Here is a 16,025-nt window from a genome sequence, read left to right on the forward strand (position 1 = left end):
TACTAAAAAAGCCTGCTATCAATGCGATAACAAGCTAAGTCTCTTCTCCAGCTGATCTACCGGAGTACGTTTCTCCACTGGCTTCTTAGGTGGAATCAGTTTGGAAAGCATGGAATTCATAACCGCCTGTCTGGAAAACATCACAGGAGCACTCATCTCATCACTAACTGCCATCCCCTCGCCAGCATCATCAGTTACATCACCCTGCCCGTCAGCGAACAGGATTTTATCTGCAAAGCCAAGCTCCACTGCCTTCTTCGCATTGAACCAGCTCTCTGCATCCATGAGCTTTGAAATCTTGTCTCTTGCAAGACCTGTCTTGATCTCATAAGCATTCATAATGGATTCCTTCACTTCATCCAGCATCTTCACCGCTTTCTTCATTTCCTCAGAATCTCCGATTGCGATGGTCGCAGGATTGTGAATCATCATCATTGCCACAGGACTCATCTCAACCGTTGTTCCGGCCATTGCGATAACAGAAGCAGCTGAAGCCGCAAGACCATCAATCTTGACTGTCACATCGTATGGATAATCCATCAGCATGTTGTAAATCTGAGCCGCAGCAAATACATCACCGCCGGGCGAATTGATCCAGACTGAAATCGGACCTTTACCCATGTTCAGCTCATCCTTGAAAGTCTTTGGAGTAACTTCATCCCCATACCAGGTTTCATCTGAAATCTCCCCATTCAAAAAGAGCGTTCTCATTTCAGAGCCGCTCTCATTCTGATTCTTTATCCAATTCCAAAATTTTCTCTTCATTAACTGTATCCTCTCTTTCTCTGCTCAGGTGGCTTATCCCTGCTCTGTCCGGTATCCTCCGGCTCTGAGGCAGTGGATTCAGATGCACCTGCAGCAAATATCCCCGCATCCTCCAGCTTTGTCATATTTCCATTGATGAGATACAAATCACCACCGGCCTCTTCCGGAATGCGGTCAAGATTTTCCAGCTCTCGGATATCATTTGCAGACATCCAGCCGTTCTGTCTTGCGGTCGCATAACCATTCATTCGGCTCTGGTAGTCACCCCTTAAAAGTCCGTCCACGTTGAACTTAAAGAAGTAAGTCTTTTTCTCTTCCGGCGTAAGAAGGGCTCTGACCATAGCTTGCTCCCATCTTGCCACCCATGGATCCAAAGTATATTTCACAAATTCAAGTGACTGCTGCTCAATATTAGAAAAGCTCGACTTCTCCAAGTCACCGACCATGTGAGGCGGTACCCTAAAGATTCGAGCTATCTCATCAATCTGAAATTTTCTTGTTTCCAAAAACTGTGCTTCATTCGGGCTAATGGAAATTGGTGTATACTTCATACCTTCTTCCAACACCGCAACCTTATTGGCATTGACAGAGCCTCCAAAGGTTGACTGCCAGCTCTCACGCACTCTGGAAGGATCCTTAATAGTTCCCGGATGCTCCAGCACACCAGACGGTGCAGCACCATTGGCAAAGAACTTCGCTCCATACTCTTCACAGGCAATCGCCATGCCAATGGCATTCTTTGCCATTGCTATAGGTGAATATCCAACCAAGCCATCAAATCCCAATCCCGGAATATGAAGAACATCGTGTGGCTGCAGTCTCACCGTAGCCCCCTTCAAAGTATGTGCATCATCCGTACTCATGTTGTACTCATAATAAAGCTGTCCATCCCCATCACGATTCACCGTCATCCTATCCGGCATCAGCGGATACAAAGCAATAATCTCGCCCCTCGCATTTCGGATAATCTGACTGTATGCATTTCCCCACAGGAGTAAATGCGTCATCAAAGTCTCACGAAACACAAACGAAGTCATTTCCGGATTTGGTTCATCATGGAGCAAAAAATAAAGCGGATGATCCACCGCCTTTTCTTTACCACCATCTGCTGTATATCTGTAAAACTGTAATGGAAGTCCGGCAACCGCCTCCGACAATATCCTCACGCATGAGTACACCGCCGTCATCTGCATAGCCGTTCTTTCATTTACTCTTTTTCCCGAAGTGCTTCCACCCATAAAGAATGAATATGCACTACCGGAAGTTCTATCAGTGGGAGCATCCCTGCCCCGAAATATGCTGCTTATGCTATTGAATAATCCCATATCTCACTATCTCCTTATCTGATGTTAAAACACCAATAATCCTCTCTCATCATAAACACTTCCCTGTGGCTCGCCCTGGTTTCTCAGGCATCTGTCCAGAGCCATAATGGAAGCAACAATTCCATCAATCTTCTCTTTTGACTTTGCCTTGGTAACCTTAATATTTTCCGCAGCATCCGTCTCAATCACCACATTTCCAGCCATCCATCGAAGTACCGGATGTCCTGCATGAACAATCTGACCTTCCATCAGAAGTCTGTAGAACTCCTTGGTTGGCGTGCTCATACTTGCGAAGCCCTGTCCAAACGGCACCATTGTAAATCCGGCATCTTCCAGATTCTGAATCATATGAGTCGCATTCCATCTGTCCACTGCAATTTCCAGGATATGATACTTCTCAGCCAGATCACAGATAAATTTCTCAATGAAATCATAGTGAATCACATTCCCTTCTGTCGCCAACAGATCACCCTGCTTCTCCCACACATCATAAGGAACCGAATTCGACTTTACCCTCTGCGGAATGGTTTCCTCCGGCACCCAGAAGTACGGCACCAGAATATATTTCTCATCCGTATTTCTCGGTGGAAATATAAGAACCAGTGCAGTAATATCTCCTGTACTTGAAAGGTCAAGTCCTGCATAACAATCTCTTCCCTCCAACAATCTCATATCAATAGGCTCATTGCCCTTCATAAAGATTGCATCAGGTATCCAGGATGTTGTGGAGCTAACCCACATGTTCATTCTCAGCCATTTGAAGGTTATCTCATCTGCCGGGTTCTGCTTTGCCTCACGGTAAGCATCCCTCAGTCTTTCAATATCAACCGTATATCCAAGTGACGGATTTACCTTATACCAGTTTGCTTCATCTTCCCAGTCCTCATCATCCTTCAGTCCATAGACCACCGGATAAAATGTCGGATCCACGCGCCTACCTTCCAGAATATCAATAGCCTTCGTATGTAATTCAAACGCAATCGAATGTCTGTCATTACCTGCAGTAGTGATAATAAAATGAAGCGGATTCTGACGGGCATCAGAACTGTACTTGGTTAATACATCATATAACTGGCGATTCGGCTGTGTATGAATTTCATCGAACACAAGTCCCGAAATCGAAAATCCATGCTTACTTCCAACCTCAGCTGAAAGCACCTGATAAAACCCCGCATTGCCATAATTGACAATTCTTTTTGTCGCAGACATCAGCTTACTTCTCTTCATCAGAGCAGGTGACATCTCAACCATCTGACGAGCAACATCAAATACAATGGATGCCTGCTGCCTGTCTGCAGCTGCACCATACACCTCAGCACTCGGCTCATTATCCGCGTACAATAAATAAAGAGCAATAGCTGCTGCCAGTTCGCTCTTGCCTACCTTCTTACATATTTCAACAAAAGCTGTACGGAACTGTCTGTTCCCATCATGCTTTACAATTCCAAAGATATCTCTTATTAACTGCTCCTGCCACGGTAACAACCAGAATCTCTTTCCCGCCCATTTACCCTTCGTATGACACAGATTCTCAATGAAAGTAACTGCCCTGTCTGCTTTCGCCTTATCATAATGGGATGTAGGAAGCATAAATCTAGTCGGCTGATAGTTCTTCAGCTTTGGGTAATCCTTAGGCCTTGTTTCCTTTGCCATTAAGAATCACCCCCAAGTAAAGCCTCCATCTCATCTTCTGGCTCCTGCCCTTTACTATTACCTGCAATAATTCTGCTTCGTGAAGATGGCGTAAGACCAAACTCTGATGCCGCCTGCAACATCAGCTTCTGATTGGTATTTGCAATTCCAACCCAGGGTGTCTGCTGCTGATATCCTTTGTCAGTCTCAAAAGTAGATCCACCTGAGGTAATATGCTCCTGTGCTTCCTTCCATCTTGCATAAGACTGACAATATGCAGCAAACGCTGCAATATCCACTTCTGTAAGAATACCCATCTGATTCATTAGCACAGCCAAGCGTTCCCATTCCTTCTTTGCTTCCGGCATTAACCAGTCAGGACAAGCAGGTATTCCCTTTGCCGGAACCGGTTCTTTGCTATTCAGTTTTCTTTTACCCGGATTGCCTTCCAATTTCTTTACTGCCGTAGGCTTTGGCTTTCTTCCAGCCATCGGAATCCCTCCTTCCTCTTTTTTTTGCATAATAAAAGGACCATACATTTCTGCACGATCCCTATTACTAATTTTATGTAATTACATCCAGCTTTTTGTTTCTTTACTCCATGTATGCTCAAAGGAATTATCGTTATGAATTGAATCCACGATGGGCAGCAATAATTCTTTTAGTAGTTGCATAGTTTCTTCAAATTCTACTTTCACCAGTGCTTTCTTCTTTTTGATAAAGGCTCTCCATCTTCTCTGCCTTGTCTCATCCTTGGTAAAATCATCATCAAAAGCTGCAATATCATCAAAACCGGTCCCTCGATGGGTAAAGGTCTCTACAATCGCATTCTTTAATTCCACACCATTAAGATTATATCTGTCAGCCAAAACATAGATATCATAGAAATCCTTATATCTACCATTTGCAAGGCCCAGAGAAACAAAAGCCTCAAACTTTTCTGCTATGACGGAGTAAATAGAATAGGCATATACTTGCGGAACCTCCATATCCAGCAGAACCGGGAACTCCATTTTCACTCTTTCTGGATACACCACATCACCAAAACCAATATCTATTGATACCGGGACCTTGGTTCTATCCAGATATCCCATAATAGATACATTTACTCCGTGATACTCCTTGAATTCAGTTATATTGATAACCTCAAGCGTATTCAAATCAAATCTCAACGCATCATCGCACTCTATAGAAAAAATATCATTAAATACTTTCTTCATTTCTTCAGCATCATTTGGAATACGCTGTGCCAAAAGATCAATATCCATTGTTGCACGAGCATACTCTCCATTAAATAATGCATACAAAAAAATACCGCCCTTTAGTGTAAATCTCTCCACATAATTTGAAACAGATAATCTATATATTGTTCTCTCCAAACCATATGTGACCAGCTTATCCTGCATAGTCTTTCCATCTTCTATCGCCTGTTTCTTTAATCTGTCCTTTACGGATATAGCGTTTGTCATACCAGCACCTCCAGATACATTTTCATTACATCCCCACATTTGAGCATCTCGGCATATCTGATTAGCCTATTCAGATTACGGTCACTCCGATGCAGATAGGTTGTAAGAACTTCTTTCGTTTCTTCAATTCCGATTTTTTCCCTGTAGAAAACGATATCAACAACAGTTTTCTCAATATCATATATACGAAATCTGTTATTTCCATCCTCTACGGTCTCGATACCAACATCAAATCGGTCATCTGTAAAATAGCATACATTCAGTTCCGGCCAATCCGGTAGAGTTGATACCTTTGCTTTTCTCGGAATTGCTACATCAATGGCATCCGGGCGATAAGTAGACAGATTATAATACACAGCTGCACTCAGCAGACAAACTACTCCGTCTGGTACAAATGCATAGGCATAGTAGAAATCCGATCCCTCACCATCAAAATTTGCATTTTCATAATACTTTTTATTCAGTTTTATCAGGATCCCCTGGTCAACCATCTGATTGATTTTATAATAGGAAAACCCTTTATCTTTCAGCTCTTGAACTGAAAAAATCATTTGGTCATTGGAAATCTGTGCAGTCTTTGTCATCTTTCTCACCTCAATTCCAGTATATCCAAATTCGTGATGATTATTTAAATATTTTTCGGCATTTTATCATTTTGCCGAATTTCATTTAAATTATAATAATCATTTCACGTTTTGTCAATGGATTTTCAGTGAGCTACCCCCATATTCCATTTCGCGACTGCACACGCAACACCCACCCGCCGTTCTATAGGAGATGGATCTGTAGAGATTTGAATCGCCCCTACCCCTATACACATCAGTGGTTATGCCAACGGTCTCCTCTCTTTGCATGAATCTGTGAATGACACGACTTGCACAACGCAATCAGATTACTCCGATTATGTGTGCCACCTTCACTCAAAGGAAGCTTGTGGTGGACCTCTTCTACCGGAACCAGAAATCCATGCTCATAACACTTCTCACAGAATGGATGCTCTGCAGCGTACTTGTCACGGATTCTTTTCCACGCACGTCCATAACGGCGTTTGGTCTGCTTATCTCTGCTGAATTTTTCATAATCGCTGTTTGTTTTTCTTGCATGCTCCTCACAGTACCGTCCGGTTACTAATGCAGGGCAGCCTGGATAAGCACACGGTTTCTTTGGTTTGCTTGGCACTGTTACACCTCCATGCATAGCCAGAGCCCTGAAGAATTTCTTCCCCAAGGCTCTTCTCTATTTGCGCGATAAGCTTTCAAGCGGCTGCCGTGCTTGCACGAGCAGACATTTGAAAGCCAACGTTCATCCAAGGAAGCTATCTTCCTTGGATGCTTTCCGCATTATAACAATATCATATCTATGGACTCTCATTCTATCACATCAGCTCTCCACTTTCAGAAATCCATCAATTTCTTTCAAAGCCTTGTCATGAAGCCTAAAGGTATGCTGGATACTGTAACCCATATCCACGGATATCTGCTCCCAGGTATCAAAACACAAATATCTCTTCTCAAGAATTGTTCTCTCTGCTCTGTTTGCTACCCGCTTTATCATATGTGTGATATCAGCCTTCAGAGAAATCAGTTCATGAATATCGGAATTGATTTCATCCTCCAGTGCAATGATCTTCACAATGGCATCCTCCATCTTATGGATATTTCTGTTTGGACTTCCAGGCATATCTGATATGGTACTTGTTGCTTTGGTTGCCAAATCACGAAGAGAAGCTACCTGCTCCAGCTTACTGTTGATATCGTTATCAATCTTGTACGCCTGACTCAAATATTCTTTTGCTGTCATAAGCACCTCCGAAAAATATACTCCCTCGGATTGACTCTGATTACCGTTTATTTACTCTGATTTTCTTCTACCTGCCGAACGCCTGATCTCAGCCTTTACCGCATTGATCAAAGCTGACTGTGTACGATCCTTTGATTCCAAGACCTTCATAACCTGCTCATCAATAGTACCTGCAGTAATGATATGCTGTACCACAACAGTCTCTGCAGACTGTCCCTGTCTCCATAATCTCGCTACCGTCTGCTGATATAGCTCAAGACTCCAGGTAAGCCCGAACCAGATAAGCATATTTCCACCTGCCTGAAGATTAAGCCCATGACCTGCAGATGCAGGATGAATAAGTGCTACAGGAAGCTCTCCCCGATTCCATTTGCGGATACTCTCCTCTGAATCAAGCTTTTCAAAAGGAATCTTCCTCTCAGATAACCTTCTCATAATTCTGGCCAAATCATGTTTGAACCAATACGCAACCATTACCGGTTTCCCATTTGCAGCCTCAATCAAATCCTCCAAAGCATCCAGCTTCTGATCATGTATCTGAATCTCATCTCCATCATCGGAATACACTGCACCATTTGCCATCTGCATCAGCTTACCGGATAGTGCCGCCGCATTTGCCGCTGTCACTTCTCCGCCCTTCAAAGGCAAGAACAAATCCTCTGCCATATTCGAATACAGTTCTTCCTCAGCCTCACTCATATAAACCGGATATTCATTACTGATAAGCTCCGGCATCTTCAAATGATCCAAGGCCTTCATGGAAATCGTAATATCCGATATCTTGTCATAAATCTGTTCCTCTGCACCTTTTCTCAATCTGTAGGAATAAACAATCTGACCATTCATCTGATCCGGCACAAAATAATTCACCCTATACTGACTGATAAATCTTCCAAGCCTCTCTCCCATATCAAGGCATTTGAATTCAGCAAAAAGATCCATCAAACCATTGGAAGAAGGTGTACCGGTCAAACCGATTACTCTCTTCACCTTTGGTCTTACCTTCATGAAAGCCTTAAATCGTTTACTATTCCAGTTTTTAAAGGATGAAAGCTCATCCAGCACCACCATATCGAAATCAAAGGGAACTCCACTCTGTTCTACAAGCCATTGCAGATTTTCTCTGTTAATCACATAGATATCTGCATCTGCTGCCAGAGCCTTCTTCCTATCTGCCGCCGTTCCTAAAACGATCGAATACCTTAAGTGCTTCAGATGCTCCCATTTATGGATCTCATCACTCCAGGTATTTCTTGCTACTCGAAGTGGAGCCACCACCAGAACCTTACTTACCTCAAAACTGTCATACATAAGCTGCTCGATGGCTGTCAACGTAATACTGGTCTTGCCAAGTCCCATTCCAAGTATTACGGCTGCTATCGGATGTTCCAATATATAATTGATTGCATACTGCTGATAATCATGCGGTTTGTATTGCATCTATAATTCCTCCAATCTGTCCCAGGTCATCCAGGACGAATACTTTATATCCAAGAGCACGAAGCTGATTATGTCTGTGAACCTGAAGCTTTCTTGGTTTCTCTCCGGGAGCCTTCACCTCCACGAACCCGATTTTCCCATCAGTTAATAAAACAATTCGGTCGGGCCATCCTGAAGAACCGGAATTCCATTTCTCACACAAGCCACCTCGCTTCTTTACCTCTCGAACTAATTTCTGTTCCATATATTTCTCACGCATCGCACGCCTCCATCATTCTTAAAAGGTGTGCAGGTCGAGTACCTCGTTCCGTAAAACTCCCTTTAGCAGATTTTTATTAAATTTCTCTCTATAGAGACTTTTATGTAGAGAGGTTAACGACCTACACAAAAAGGATTAAAAGTGTATGTCGTGTAGCCATATTCCAGATTACAAATGCGAATACAGCCACAGCGACCTTCACAATCACCCCAGAAAATCCTGACCTTCCTTAAGCTTAAGTCCCACGACCTGCACTCCGGTATTCTTGCGAATTCGGTTATAGCCAGCCTTGTCCATTGCAGAATAGAAATCTGTGGTGCTGCGGATATATTCGCCGTTTTGCATGCAATGGGCTCGATAAGCCTGGTACAGCTCGCCTGATTTTTCTTTATATGACGGATCAATCTCACAGCATTCCTCTAAGAACTGGCCTAGCCAATCATTATCCTCACGGTATGACTGAATCGCTGCTTCCACTACATCCGGAAGGTCTGTATGAAAATCCTTATCAATAGACTTCTTCGCACCTTCGATAATCCAGCTCATAATGGCAGGACCAGCATGCTCGAAAAGGTAATCTGCATAATTCTTGATGTCGCTCTTACCGGTAATCTTTGCGTTAAATGGAATAACAATCAGCCTGCGCCAGATACCATCATCATTAGCTCCCACCTTCGGAAGATGATTTGTATAAAGCACCAGCGTATGTGACGGAACAAAGGAAAAGGGATCCTTGTACTTCTTTTCAGCCTGGATTTCATCCGTAGAGCAAAGCTGCTTCACCACAGCCGTATTGAGCCGCATACCCTCTTCCATTTCAGAAGAAATAATGAGCCTTTTTCCTTTAAGCTCAGCCATCTCCGGTTTCACATTTCTCTTACAGTTCATCGTGAGTGCTTCCGCTGAAAGCTTACCTGCATAATTACCAAGGACTCTGAAAATGGTATTCCAGAAAGTACTCTTACCATTGGCACCACCGCCGTATGCAATAATCATATGCTCCTGATACACCTTACCGATTGCAGCCATACCAACTGTCTCCTGCACATAATCGATGAGCTTCTGATCCTTACAAAAGAAAAGATTCAATGCATCTAGCCATATCTGCTTTCCTTCTTCGCCCGGTGAACAGGCTGTAATCTTCGTAATTAAATCCTCAGGATTGTGAGGCTGTTCTCCCGCAAGCCCTTTCCTCAAATCAAAGGTTGCATAAGGTGTATTGATGAGATTTTCATCCTTATCCAGATCACTGACTGAAATCGCAATCATCGGCTTTGCAGTATTGGCAGCGGATACGATGTACTTATAATCACGTCTCTTCTGCACAAACTTCAGATATGTCTGTGCACCCATGAGCATATAAACCAGCGGTGCCAGCTGACCGTCCACTTCCTTAAGAAGCTCCTTCGGACCTGCTTGTATAGAAGCCTTTGGAACACCAGCATCCTCTAGTGCCTTCTCTACTCTGGCAACCTCATCCAGAGCATCCTGAAGCTGCAGATCTAAGAATTCCTCAACTGCACCAATCGCCAGCTGTTTATCCTCTCTCCAGCAATCCCCATCAAATCTAAGGAAATCCGTTGCACTTGTGTACTTCAGTTCATCGCCATACTCACGCACAAGAACCTTTGCCTGGCCAATATCTGAATAATCCTCTGGCTTTAAGGAGGCACATTCGAAATCTGCATTGTATTCATCCGGCGGCACATATCCGTCCTGTGTCACAATGCTCTTTCTGAAGAACTTCACCGCACTGTTCCAGATAGTCTTAAGCTCAGAATCAGGAAGCGGCGGATCACATTTTCTTGCATGCTCCAGAAAAGCTTCATGGGCTTTATCCGTATCGCCATACTTCTTTAAGATGCGTCCTGCAAATCGGCTCATGGTGTTATTACGGCTTCCTTCCAAAATAGGACCGGTACTCTTGCCGCCTGACATATCAGAATCAAACTCATCCTCTTCGGTATCAGAAATCTCTACCTCTTCGTCCACTGTCATCCAGCCTTCATGGAAAATCACCTCATCACATTCAGCACCAAATATGAATCTTGCAGCATCTAACGCATTTCCATCAAAGAAGGAATAGGCACCCTGAATTGCTTTCTTCAAATTGGCGTATCTAGCAGCATCCGTTTCCTCTGATATAGGAAAATACATGTGATACCTTGGTCTCGCCGACTTACCTTCCTTATCCAAAAGGTGGTGGCGGCTCGGTGCTAGCAAGTACTCCACATTTGGAAACAGCTCTTCCAGCTTTTCAGGCGTGATCCACTCAGCCGGTGCTTCTGTGTGGTCATTATCGATATCCATGACAATCACATCTGATCTGATGAAATTCTCAATGCTTCGATAATTCCCTTTGAACTCTGCACAAACATGGTCCTTCTTCACCGCTTCCTGCAGCTGCTCCGGCGTGACTACTGTCACCTTATTGGGATAGCTACAGTTCCCGGCTTGACCGACGCAGTTTGCTGTACAAATAGTTACCTGCATATTTCAAACCTCGTTTCTATAAAGTAAGAACTTACAAGTTCTCCTAACTTCCTAAGCGGGTTTGACCTACACTTTTCCGGTCAAAGCTAAAAATAATTTGCAAAAAATCAGCCAGAGCAGAATCGCTTCCTTTTATAAAGCGAAAAATGCCCTGGCTATTTACAAAACTTTTTTCAAAAAAATTCTCCCCCGACCGGAAAAACCATTTCCAGATGCGCTTAGGAAGATAGAAAGGCAACAAAGCCATTCGGAAAGTGAGGTGCTGCAGATGCAGACAGAAACGATTGATAATAGCCAGCAGGCCACACCACAGATTGAGGAAGAGCTCATTGATACTCTCATCGCAATCAGCGTAGTAGCCAAACGACTGGCAGCCAATCTAAGACAACAGAATAAAGAAAACGGAGGAACTAAAAATGAGCAAAATGAGTGAATTATCTCAGGTGCTGGATGAAATGATTGCCTGCGGTGAAGGAATGATCAAAGCCGCAAATACATTAAAAGACATCTTCTCTTCTACAGAAGAAGCTCCGGCAAAGACTGAGATAAAGACAGCTAAGAAGGCAACCAAGCAGGATGCCGCAGAACCTGAAGCAGCAAAAGCCGAACCCGCTCCTACCTATACAAAGGAAGATGTTCGCGGAGTACTTGCTTCAAAATCAGCTGCAGGCTTTAAGAAGGAAGTCAAAGAGCTTCTGGAGAAATTCGGAGCCCAGCAGTTAAAGCAGATTGATCCTAAGGATTATGCAGCTCTTCTTAAGGAAGCAGAGGTGATTGGAAATGCCTAAACACGCATACCTTTCCGCCTCTGCCAGCCATAGATGGTTAGCCTGTCCGCCAAGTGCAAAGCTCTGTGCCAACATTCAGGATCAAGTATCCGAATATGCACAGCAGGGAACCGATTGCCATGAGCTTTGTGCCTATCTGATAGAAAAAGCTCTTGGCAGAGAGGTAATCGATCCGACTGATAATCTTACCTACTACGATGCTGAAATGCAGAACTGTGCTGAGGAATATCGGAACTATGTCTTAGAACAGATTGAAGCAGCAAAGGAATTCTGTAAGGATCCGCAGGTCATGATTGAACAGAGACTGGATTTCTCCCGCTGGGTTGAAAACGGCTTCGGAACCGGTGACTGTGTAATCATTGCTGATGAAGTACTACAGATTATCGATTACAAGCATGGTCTTGGAGTTCTCGTAAGCGCCGGTGATGATGAGCATGGTGGCAACAGCCAGATGATGTGCTACGCCTTAGGTGCTTTGGAAGTATTCGGAGACATCTACGATATCAATCAGATTAAGATGACCATCTTCCAACCGAGACGCGAAAACATCAGCACCTACACCATCAGCAGAGACAACCTTCTGAAATGGGCCAACGAAGTTCTGGCACCGACTGCCCAGCTTGCATATGTAGGAGAAGGCGAATTCAAAGCCGGTGACCACTGCCAGTTTTGCAAGGTAAAGGCAACCTGCCGCAAGCGTGCAGAATACAATCTGGAGCTTGCAAAATATGATTTCGAAATGCCTGCCACACTGGATGATACAGAAATCGCTGCCATCCTTGAAAAGGTGGATGAAATGATTTCCTGGGGAAATGACATCAAGGAATATGCCCTTCAGCAGGCACAGTCCGGAGTTCACTTCGAAGGCTGGAAGGTCGTAGAAGGAAGATCCAACAGAAAATATACAGATGAAGCCGCTGTTGCCTTTGCGGTAAAGGACGCAGGTTTTGATCCGTATGAAAAGAAGCTTCTTGGCGTAACCGCCATGAGTACACTGCTCGGAAAGAAGAAATTCGAAGAGCTTTTAGGTGGGCTTATCTACAAGCCACCCGGTAAACCCGCATTGGTACCGGAATCAGATAAGAGACCGGCAATGAATACAGCAATAGAAGACTTTAATGAGTAAAAGGAGGACCAATATTATGGCAAAAATTCAGAACCCTACAAAGGTAATCACAGGAGTAAACACACGTTGGAGCTATGCGAATGTATGGGATGCCAAGAGCATCAACGGAGGTGCACCGAAGTACAGCGTTTCCCTCATCATTCCCAAATCCGACACCGTAACTGTAAACAAGATTAAGGCGGCTATCGAAGCAGCCTATGAGGAAGGTCAGAGTAAACTCAAAGGCAATGGCAAGACCGTTCCTGCCCTCTCTGTTCTTAAGACACCCCTTCGCGACGGTGATCTGGAAAGACCGGATGATCCGGCTTATGCAAACGCATACTTCATCAACGCCAACAGCGCTTCCGCACCCGGCATTGTAGATGCCGACCGTCAGCCGATTCTGGAAAGATCCGAAGTCTATTCCGGCGTATATGGCAGAGCCAGCATCAATTTCTATGCCTTCAACAGCAATGGAAATAAAGGAATTGCCTGCGGACTCAACAATCTTCAGAAGATTCGCGACGGTGAACCTCTCGGCGGTAAGTCTCGTGCCGAAGATGACTTCGCATCTGAGGATGAAGAAGATTTCCTCGCCTAAGAGCTAAATGACAATTAAGGCGGTAGGACAAGCCTGCCCCCAATTCAAAGAAAGGTATGGTGAAAAACTATGAAAACAGCTATGGAACTAATTCTGGCAATCGCACTTCTTATTATTTGGGGAAGCACAGGAATATCCTTACTCCTCTCTACTATCCAGGGAATAATCTATGAAAAGAAGCGTGAAAAGCGCGACCTGGAATATCATGCGAAACGCATGAAAAGCTTGCCTGACAAGCAGAACGACTAACTTTTGAACATTTCTATCTCACTATTTAAGAAAGGGCCAGGTGACAACCTATGACAAAAGAATTATTGAATGAATTTATGAATGCACTTATTGATGGAACTCTTTTCGGCATCTGCTTTTGCTTCTGGATGATGATTGTAATAGCGGTATGGCGTTGGTTCCTCGGTATCGTTAAACGATTTCTTCACTGGCTTAATCCAAAATGGTTCAAGCCCAAAACTGAAGAAACTGACAAGAACTAATCACCAGGCGGCGGTACCTCCAAAGTGCCGCTGCCATTTTTGTAAAGGAATGATTTTATGATAAAAGAATTGTCAATAGATTTAGAGACCTATAGCGATGTTGATATCTCCAAGTGCGGAGCATACAAGTACGCTGAGTCTGATCATTTTGAGATACTGCTCTTCGGTGTTTCTGTTGATAATGGACCTGTAATAGTCTATGACCTTACTGCCGGTGATGAGATTCCGACAGAAATCTTAGCCGCACTATCTGATGAAACAATAACAAAATGGGCTTTTAACGCCTCTTTCGAAAGAGTCTGTTTGTCCAACTGGCTCCGGAAGCATCATCCCAAATATTTCAAATCTTACAATTCAGAGGATGATCCAGTACACAACTATTTGAATCCATCCTCCTGGAAATGCACTATGATTTGGTCTGCCTATATGGGCTTACCACTCTCGCTGGAAGCTGTTGGTACAGTCCTGAAGCTTCAGGATCAGAAAATGAAGGAAGGCAAGGACTTAATCAAATACTTCTGCTGCCCTTGCAAACCTACCAAGGCGAATGGTGGCAGAACCAGAAATCTGCCGGAACATGCACCGGATAAATGGGAAAGCTTCAAATCTTACAATCGCAGAGATGTTGAGGTAGAACTTTCCATCAAACAGAGATTATCTAAATTCCCGGTTCCGGATTCTATATGGAATGAGTATCACATCGATCAGGAAATTAATGACCGGGGAATTATGCTGGATATGGATGTGGTGAAGAATGCAATCGCATTTGATGAAAAATCAAAAACAGAGCTCATGATTGCAATGCAGAATATCACGAACCTTGACAATCCCAACAGTGTCGTCCAGATGAAACAATGGCTCTCTGACAATGGCGTGGAGACAGAATCCCTTGGTAAGAAGGATGTTGCCGGACTGATAAAAGAAACCAATGGTAACATTGCAGAAGCCCTCAAACTCAGACTTCAGCTTGCAAAATCCTCTGTAAAGAAATATCAGGCAATGCAGAATGCCGTCTGTAAAGATGGTCGTGCTCACGGTATGTTCCAGTTTTATGGAGCCAACCGCTCAGGAAGATGGGCTGGTCGTTTGATCCAGTTGCAGAATCTTCCTCAAAATCATATGTCTGACCTTGCTGAGGCTCGTGAGCTGGTTCGCACCGGTGACTATGATACCCTGGATATGCTTTATGATGATATCCCTGATACCTTAAGCCAGCTAATCGAGACCGTTTCAAAGTCTGTGTAAACTCAAAAAACTGACATAAGATTTGATAATAGAAACATGAATTCAGGGCCTGATCAGGCAACTGAATCCTTACCTGTATGATAAACCAGGATTTTTACATGTCAAGAGGGAGATCCTGAAACGGGGGCTGCGCTCCCCCGGATCCCCTGCGTTACGCCCATATAAATGCAGCTGTAAACAGCAACATTTATATGGTGCGTCTTAGTATTTATGTCCTTCCAGACGTTCTTCAAAGAAAATCTCTAACTGAGAATGAATCTGCCCCCAGTCCTGACGATGCCCGGTCCATTTCTTGGTGATATCGATCATGGCCAGATAGAGCATTTTCAGAAGACTCTCGTCTGAAGGGAACACCGTTTTGGCTTTGGTTACTTTTCGGAGCTGCCGGTTGAAACCTTCGATGGTATTGGTTGTATAAATGATGCGGCGGACCGCTTCCGGGTACTTGAAATATGTCGACAGATTTGCCCAATTTTCTTTCCAGGACTTGGAAATCTTGGGATATTTAGAATCCCATTTTGCAGCAAACTCATCCAGATATTCCAATGCAACCGGTTCATCAGGCGCAGCATAAACCAGTTTAAGATCTGCCATCAGTTTTTTTAAATCCTT

The 16,025-nt window shown here is 43.9% G+C and carries 18 protein-coding genes and 1 pseudogene; 7 read left to right on the plus strand and 12 right to left on the minus strand.

Features of this window, described 5'->3' with window-relative positions; all coding sequences use genetic code 11:
* Window positions 1-18: 18 nt before the first annotated feature.
* From QJ036_RS01040 to QJ036_RS01090, 11 genes are all read right to left on the minus strand, one after another.
* Window positions 19-765, minus strand: a complete 747-nt coding sequence (locus tag QJ036_RS01040) for a head maturation protease, ClpP-related (protein ID WP_283229570.1) — start codon at window positions 763-765, stop codon at window positions 19-21.
* Window positions 765-2,090, minus strand: a complete 1,326-nt coding sequence (locus tag QJ036_RS01045) for a phage portal protein (RefSeq protein ID WP_283229571.1) — start codon at window positions 2,088-2,090, stop codon at window positions 765-767. The genes QJ036_RS01040 and QJ036_RS01045 overlap by 1 nt, the downstream gene beginning before the upstream one ends.
* 24 nt (window positions 2,091-2,114) lie before the next feature.
* Window positions 2,115-3,743, minus strand: coding sequence for a terminase large subunit (locus QJ036_RS01050; RefSeq protein WP_283229572.1), 1,629 nt, complete (start codon window positions 3,741-3,743; stop codon window positions 2,115-2,117).
* Entirely contained in the window at window positions 3,743-4,213 is a 471-nt protein-coding gene (locus tag QJ036_RS01055; RefSeq protein WP_331487453.1) for a phage terminase small subunit P27 family, read from the minus strand. The genes QJ036_RS01050 and QJ036_RS01055 overlap by 1 nt, the downstream gene beginning before the upstream one ends.
* 81 nt (window positions 4,214-4,294) lie before the next feature.
* On the minus strand, window positions 4,295-5,191 hold the full coding sequence (locus tag QJ036_RS01060; protein WP_235249702.1) for a nucleotidyl transferase AbiEii/AbiGii toxin family protein: 897 nt from the start codon (window positions 5,189-5,191) through the stop codon (window positions 4,295-4,297).
* The gene (locus QJ036_RS01065) at window positions 5,188-5,775 is read right to left on the minus strand and encodes a type IV toxin-antitoxin system AbiEi family antitoxin domain-containing protein (RefSeq protein ID WP_178855273.1); all 588 of its coding nucleotides are present in this window, start codon (window positions 5,773-5,775) and stop codon (window positions 5,188-5,190) included. The genes QJ036_RS01060 and QJ036_RS01065 overlap by 4 nt, the downstream gene beginning before the upstream one ends.
* Window positions 5,776-6,010: 235 nt before the next feature.
* Window positions 6,011-6,370 carry an HNH endonuclease gene (locus QJ036_RS01070; RefSeq protein WP_283229573.1) on the minus strand — a complete coding sequence of 120 codons (360 nt, stop codon included), beginning with the start codon at window positions 6,368-6,370 and terminating at the stop codon, window positions 6,011-6,013.
* Between the two features lie 201 nt (window positions 6,371-6,571).
* Window positions 6,572-6,991 (minus strand): DUF1492 domain-containing protein, encoded by a 420-nt coding sequence (locus tag QJ036_RS01075; protein ID WP_283229574.1) that lies wholly within the window; start codon window positions 6,989-6,991, stop codon window positions 6,572-6,574.
* A 51-nt stretch (window positions 6,992-7,042) separates the two neighbouring features.
* On the minus strand, window positions 7,043-8,431 hold the full coding sequence (locus QJ036_RS01080) for a DEAD/DEAH box helicase (RefSeq protein ID WP_283229575.1): 1,389 nt from the start codon (window positions 8,429-8,431) through the stop codon (window positions 7,043-7,045).
* Window positions 8,412-8,690 (minus strand): VRR-NUC domain-containing protein, encoded by a 279-nt coding sequence (locus QJ036_RS01085; protein WP_283229576.1) that lies wholly within the window; start codon window positions 8,688-8,690, stop codon window positions 8,412-8,414. Before QJ036_RS01085 ends, QJ036_RS01080 begins: the two co-directional genes overlap by 20 nt.
* A gap of 204 nt (window positions 8,691-8,894) precedes the next feature.
* Window positions 8,895-11,183: a phage/plasmid primase, P4 family gene (locus QJ036_RS01090; protein ID WP_283229577.1), complete on the minus strand. Its 2,289-nt coding sequence runs from the start codon at window positions 11,181-11,183 to the stop codon at window positions 8,895-8,897.
* Between the two features lie 61 nt (window positions 11,184-11,244).
* Here QJ036_RS01090 and QJ036_RS01095 point away from each other — a divergent pair, with 61 nt between their 5' ends.
* The 7 genes and pseudogenes from QJ036_RS01095 to QJ036_RS01125 all read left to right on the plus strand — a co-directional run.
* Window positions 11,245-11,616 carry a hypothetical protein gene (locus tag QJ036_RS01095; protein ID WP_283229578.1) on the plus strand — a complete coding sequence of 124 codons (372 nt, stop codon included), beginning with the start codon at window positions 11,245-11,247 and terminating at the stop codon, window positions 11,614-11,616.
* On the plus strand, window positions 11,600-11,971 hold the full coding sequence (locus tag QJ036_RS01100) for a DNA ligase (RefSeq protein WP_283229579.1): 372 nt from the start codon (window positions 11,600-11,602) through the stop codon (window positions 11,969-11,971). Before QJ036_RS01095 ends, QJ036_RS01100 begins: the two co-directional genes overlap by 17 nt.
* On the plus strand, window positions 11,964-13,097 hold the full coding sequence (locus tag QJ036_RS01105; RefSeq protein ID WP_283229580.1) for a DUF2800 domain-containing protein: 1,134 nt from the start codon (window positions 11,964-11,966) through the stop codon (window positions 13,095-13,097). Before QJ036_RS01100 ends, QJ036_RS01105 begins: the two co-directional genes overlap by 8 nt.
* Before the next feature lie 16 nt (window positions 13,098-13,113).
* Complete coding sequence (locus QJ036_RS01110) at window positions 13,114-13,677, plus strand: DUF2815 family protein (protein WP_283229581.1); 564 nt, start codon at window positions 13,114-13,116, stop codon at window positions 13,675-13,677.
* A gap of 69 nt (window positions 13,678-13,746) precedes the next feature.
* The gene (locus QJ036_RS01115; protein ID WP_283229582.1) at window positions 13,747-13,926 is read left to right on the plus strand and encodes a hypothetical protein; all 180 of its coding nucleotides are present in this window, start codon (window positions 13,747-13,749) and stop codon (window positions 13,924-13,926) included.
* Between the two features lie 50 nt (window positions 13,927-13,976).
* Window positions 13,977-14,168, plus strand: coding sequence for a hypothetical protein (locus tag QJ036_RS01120; RefSeq protein ID WP_283229583.1), 192 nt, complete (start codon window positions 13,977-13,979; stop codon window positions 14,166-14,168).
* Between the two features lie 57 nt (window positions 14,169-14,225).
* Window positions 14,226-15,395, plus strand: a pseudogene (locus QJ036_RS01125) (DNA polymerase family A protein); the annotation flags it as partial.
* Window positions 15,396-15,614: 219 nt separating this feature from the next.
* On the opposite strand, the gene QJ036_RS01130 reads toward QJ036_RS01125, so the two are convergent.
* Window positions 15,615-16,025: transposase (locus QJ036_RS01130; protein ID WP_283229584.1), on the minus strand; the 411-nt coding region annotated here is incomplete at its 5' end.

Source organism: Fusibacillus kribbianus (genome assembly GCF_030053595.1).
GTDB lineage: Bacteria > Bacillota > Clostridia > Lachnospirales > Lachnospiraceae > Lientehia > Lientehia kribbiana.

Excerpts from the sequence above, each read along its gene's own strand:
- QJ036_RS01040 (WP_283229570.1), bottom strand. The coding sequence starts at position 765 with ATGAAGAGAAAATTTTGGAATTGGATAAAGAATCAGAATGAGAGCGGC.
- QJ036_RS01045 (WP_283229571.1), bottom strand. The coding sequence starts at position 2,090 with ATGGGATTATTCAATAGCATAAGCAGCATATTTCGGGGCAGGGATGCT.
- QJ036_RS01050 (WP_283229572.1), bottom strand. The coding sequence starts at position 3,743 with ATGGCAAAGGAAACAAGGCCTAAGGATTACCCAAAGCTGAAGAACTAT.
- QJ036_RS01055 (WP_331487453.1), bottom strand. The coding sequence starts at position 4,213 with ATGGCTGGAAGAAAGCCAAAGCCTACGGCAGTAAAGAAATTGGAAGGC.
- QJ036_RS01060 (WP_235249702.1), bottom strand. The coding sequence starts at position 5,191 with ATGACAAACGCTATATCCGTAAAGGACAGATTAAAGAAACAGGCGATA.
- QJ036_RS01065 (WP_178855273.1), bottom strand. The coding sequence starts at position 5,775 with ATGACAAAGACTGCACAGATTTCCAATGACCAAATGATTTTTTCAGTT.
- QJ036_RS01075 (WP_283229574.1), bottom strand. The coding sequence starts at position 6,991 with ATGACAGCAAAAGAATATTTGAGTCAGGCGTACAAGATTGATAACGAT.
- QJ036_RS01080 (WP_283229575.1), bottom strand. The coding sequence starts at position 8,431 with ATGCAATACAAACCGCATGATTATCAGCAGTATGCAATCAATTATATA.
- QJ036_RS01085 (WP_283229576.1), bottom strand. The coding sequence starts at position 8,690 with ATGCGTGAGAAATATATGGAACAGAAATTAGTTCGAGAGGTAAAGAAG.
- QJ036_RS01090 (WP_283229577.1), bottom strand. The coding sequence starts at position 11,183 with ATGCAGGTAACTATTTGTACAGCAAACTGCGTCGGTCAAGCCGGGAAC.
- QJ036_RS01100 (WP_283229579.1), top strand. The coding sequence starts at position 11,600 with ATGAGCAAAATGAGTGAATTATCTCAGGTGCTGGATGAAATGATTGCC.
- QJ036_RS01105 (WP_283229580.1), top strand. The coding sequence starts at position 11,964 with ATGCCTAAACACGCATACCTTTCCGCCTCTGCCAGCCATAGATGGTTA.
- QJ036_RS01110 (WP_283229581.1), top strand. The coding sequence starts at position 13,114 with ATGGCAAAAATTCAGAACCCTACAAAGGTAATCACAGGAGTAAACACA.
- QJ036_RS01115 (WP_283229582.1), top strand. The coding sequence starts at position 13,747 with ATGAAAACAGCTATGGAACTAATTCTGGCAATCGCACTTCTTATTATT.
- QJ036_RS01120 (WP_283229583.1), top strand. The coding sequence starts at position 13,977 with ATGACAAAAGAATTATTGAATGAATTTATGAATGCACTTATTGATGGA.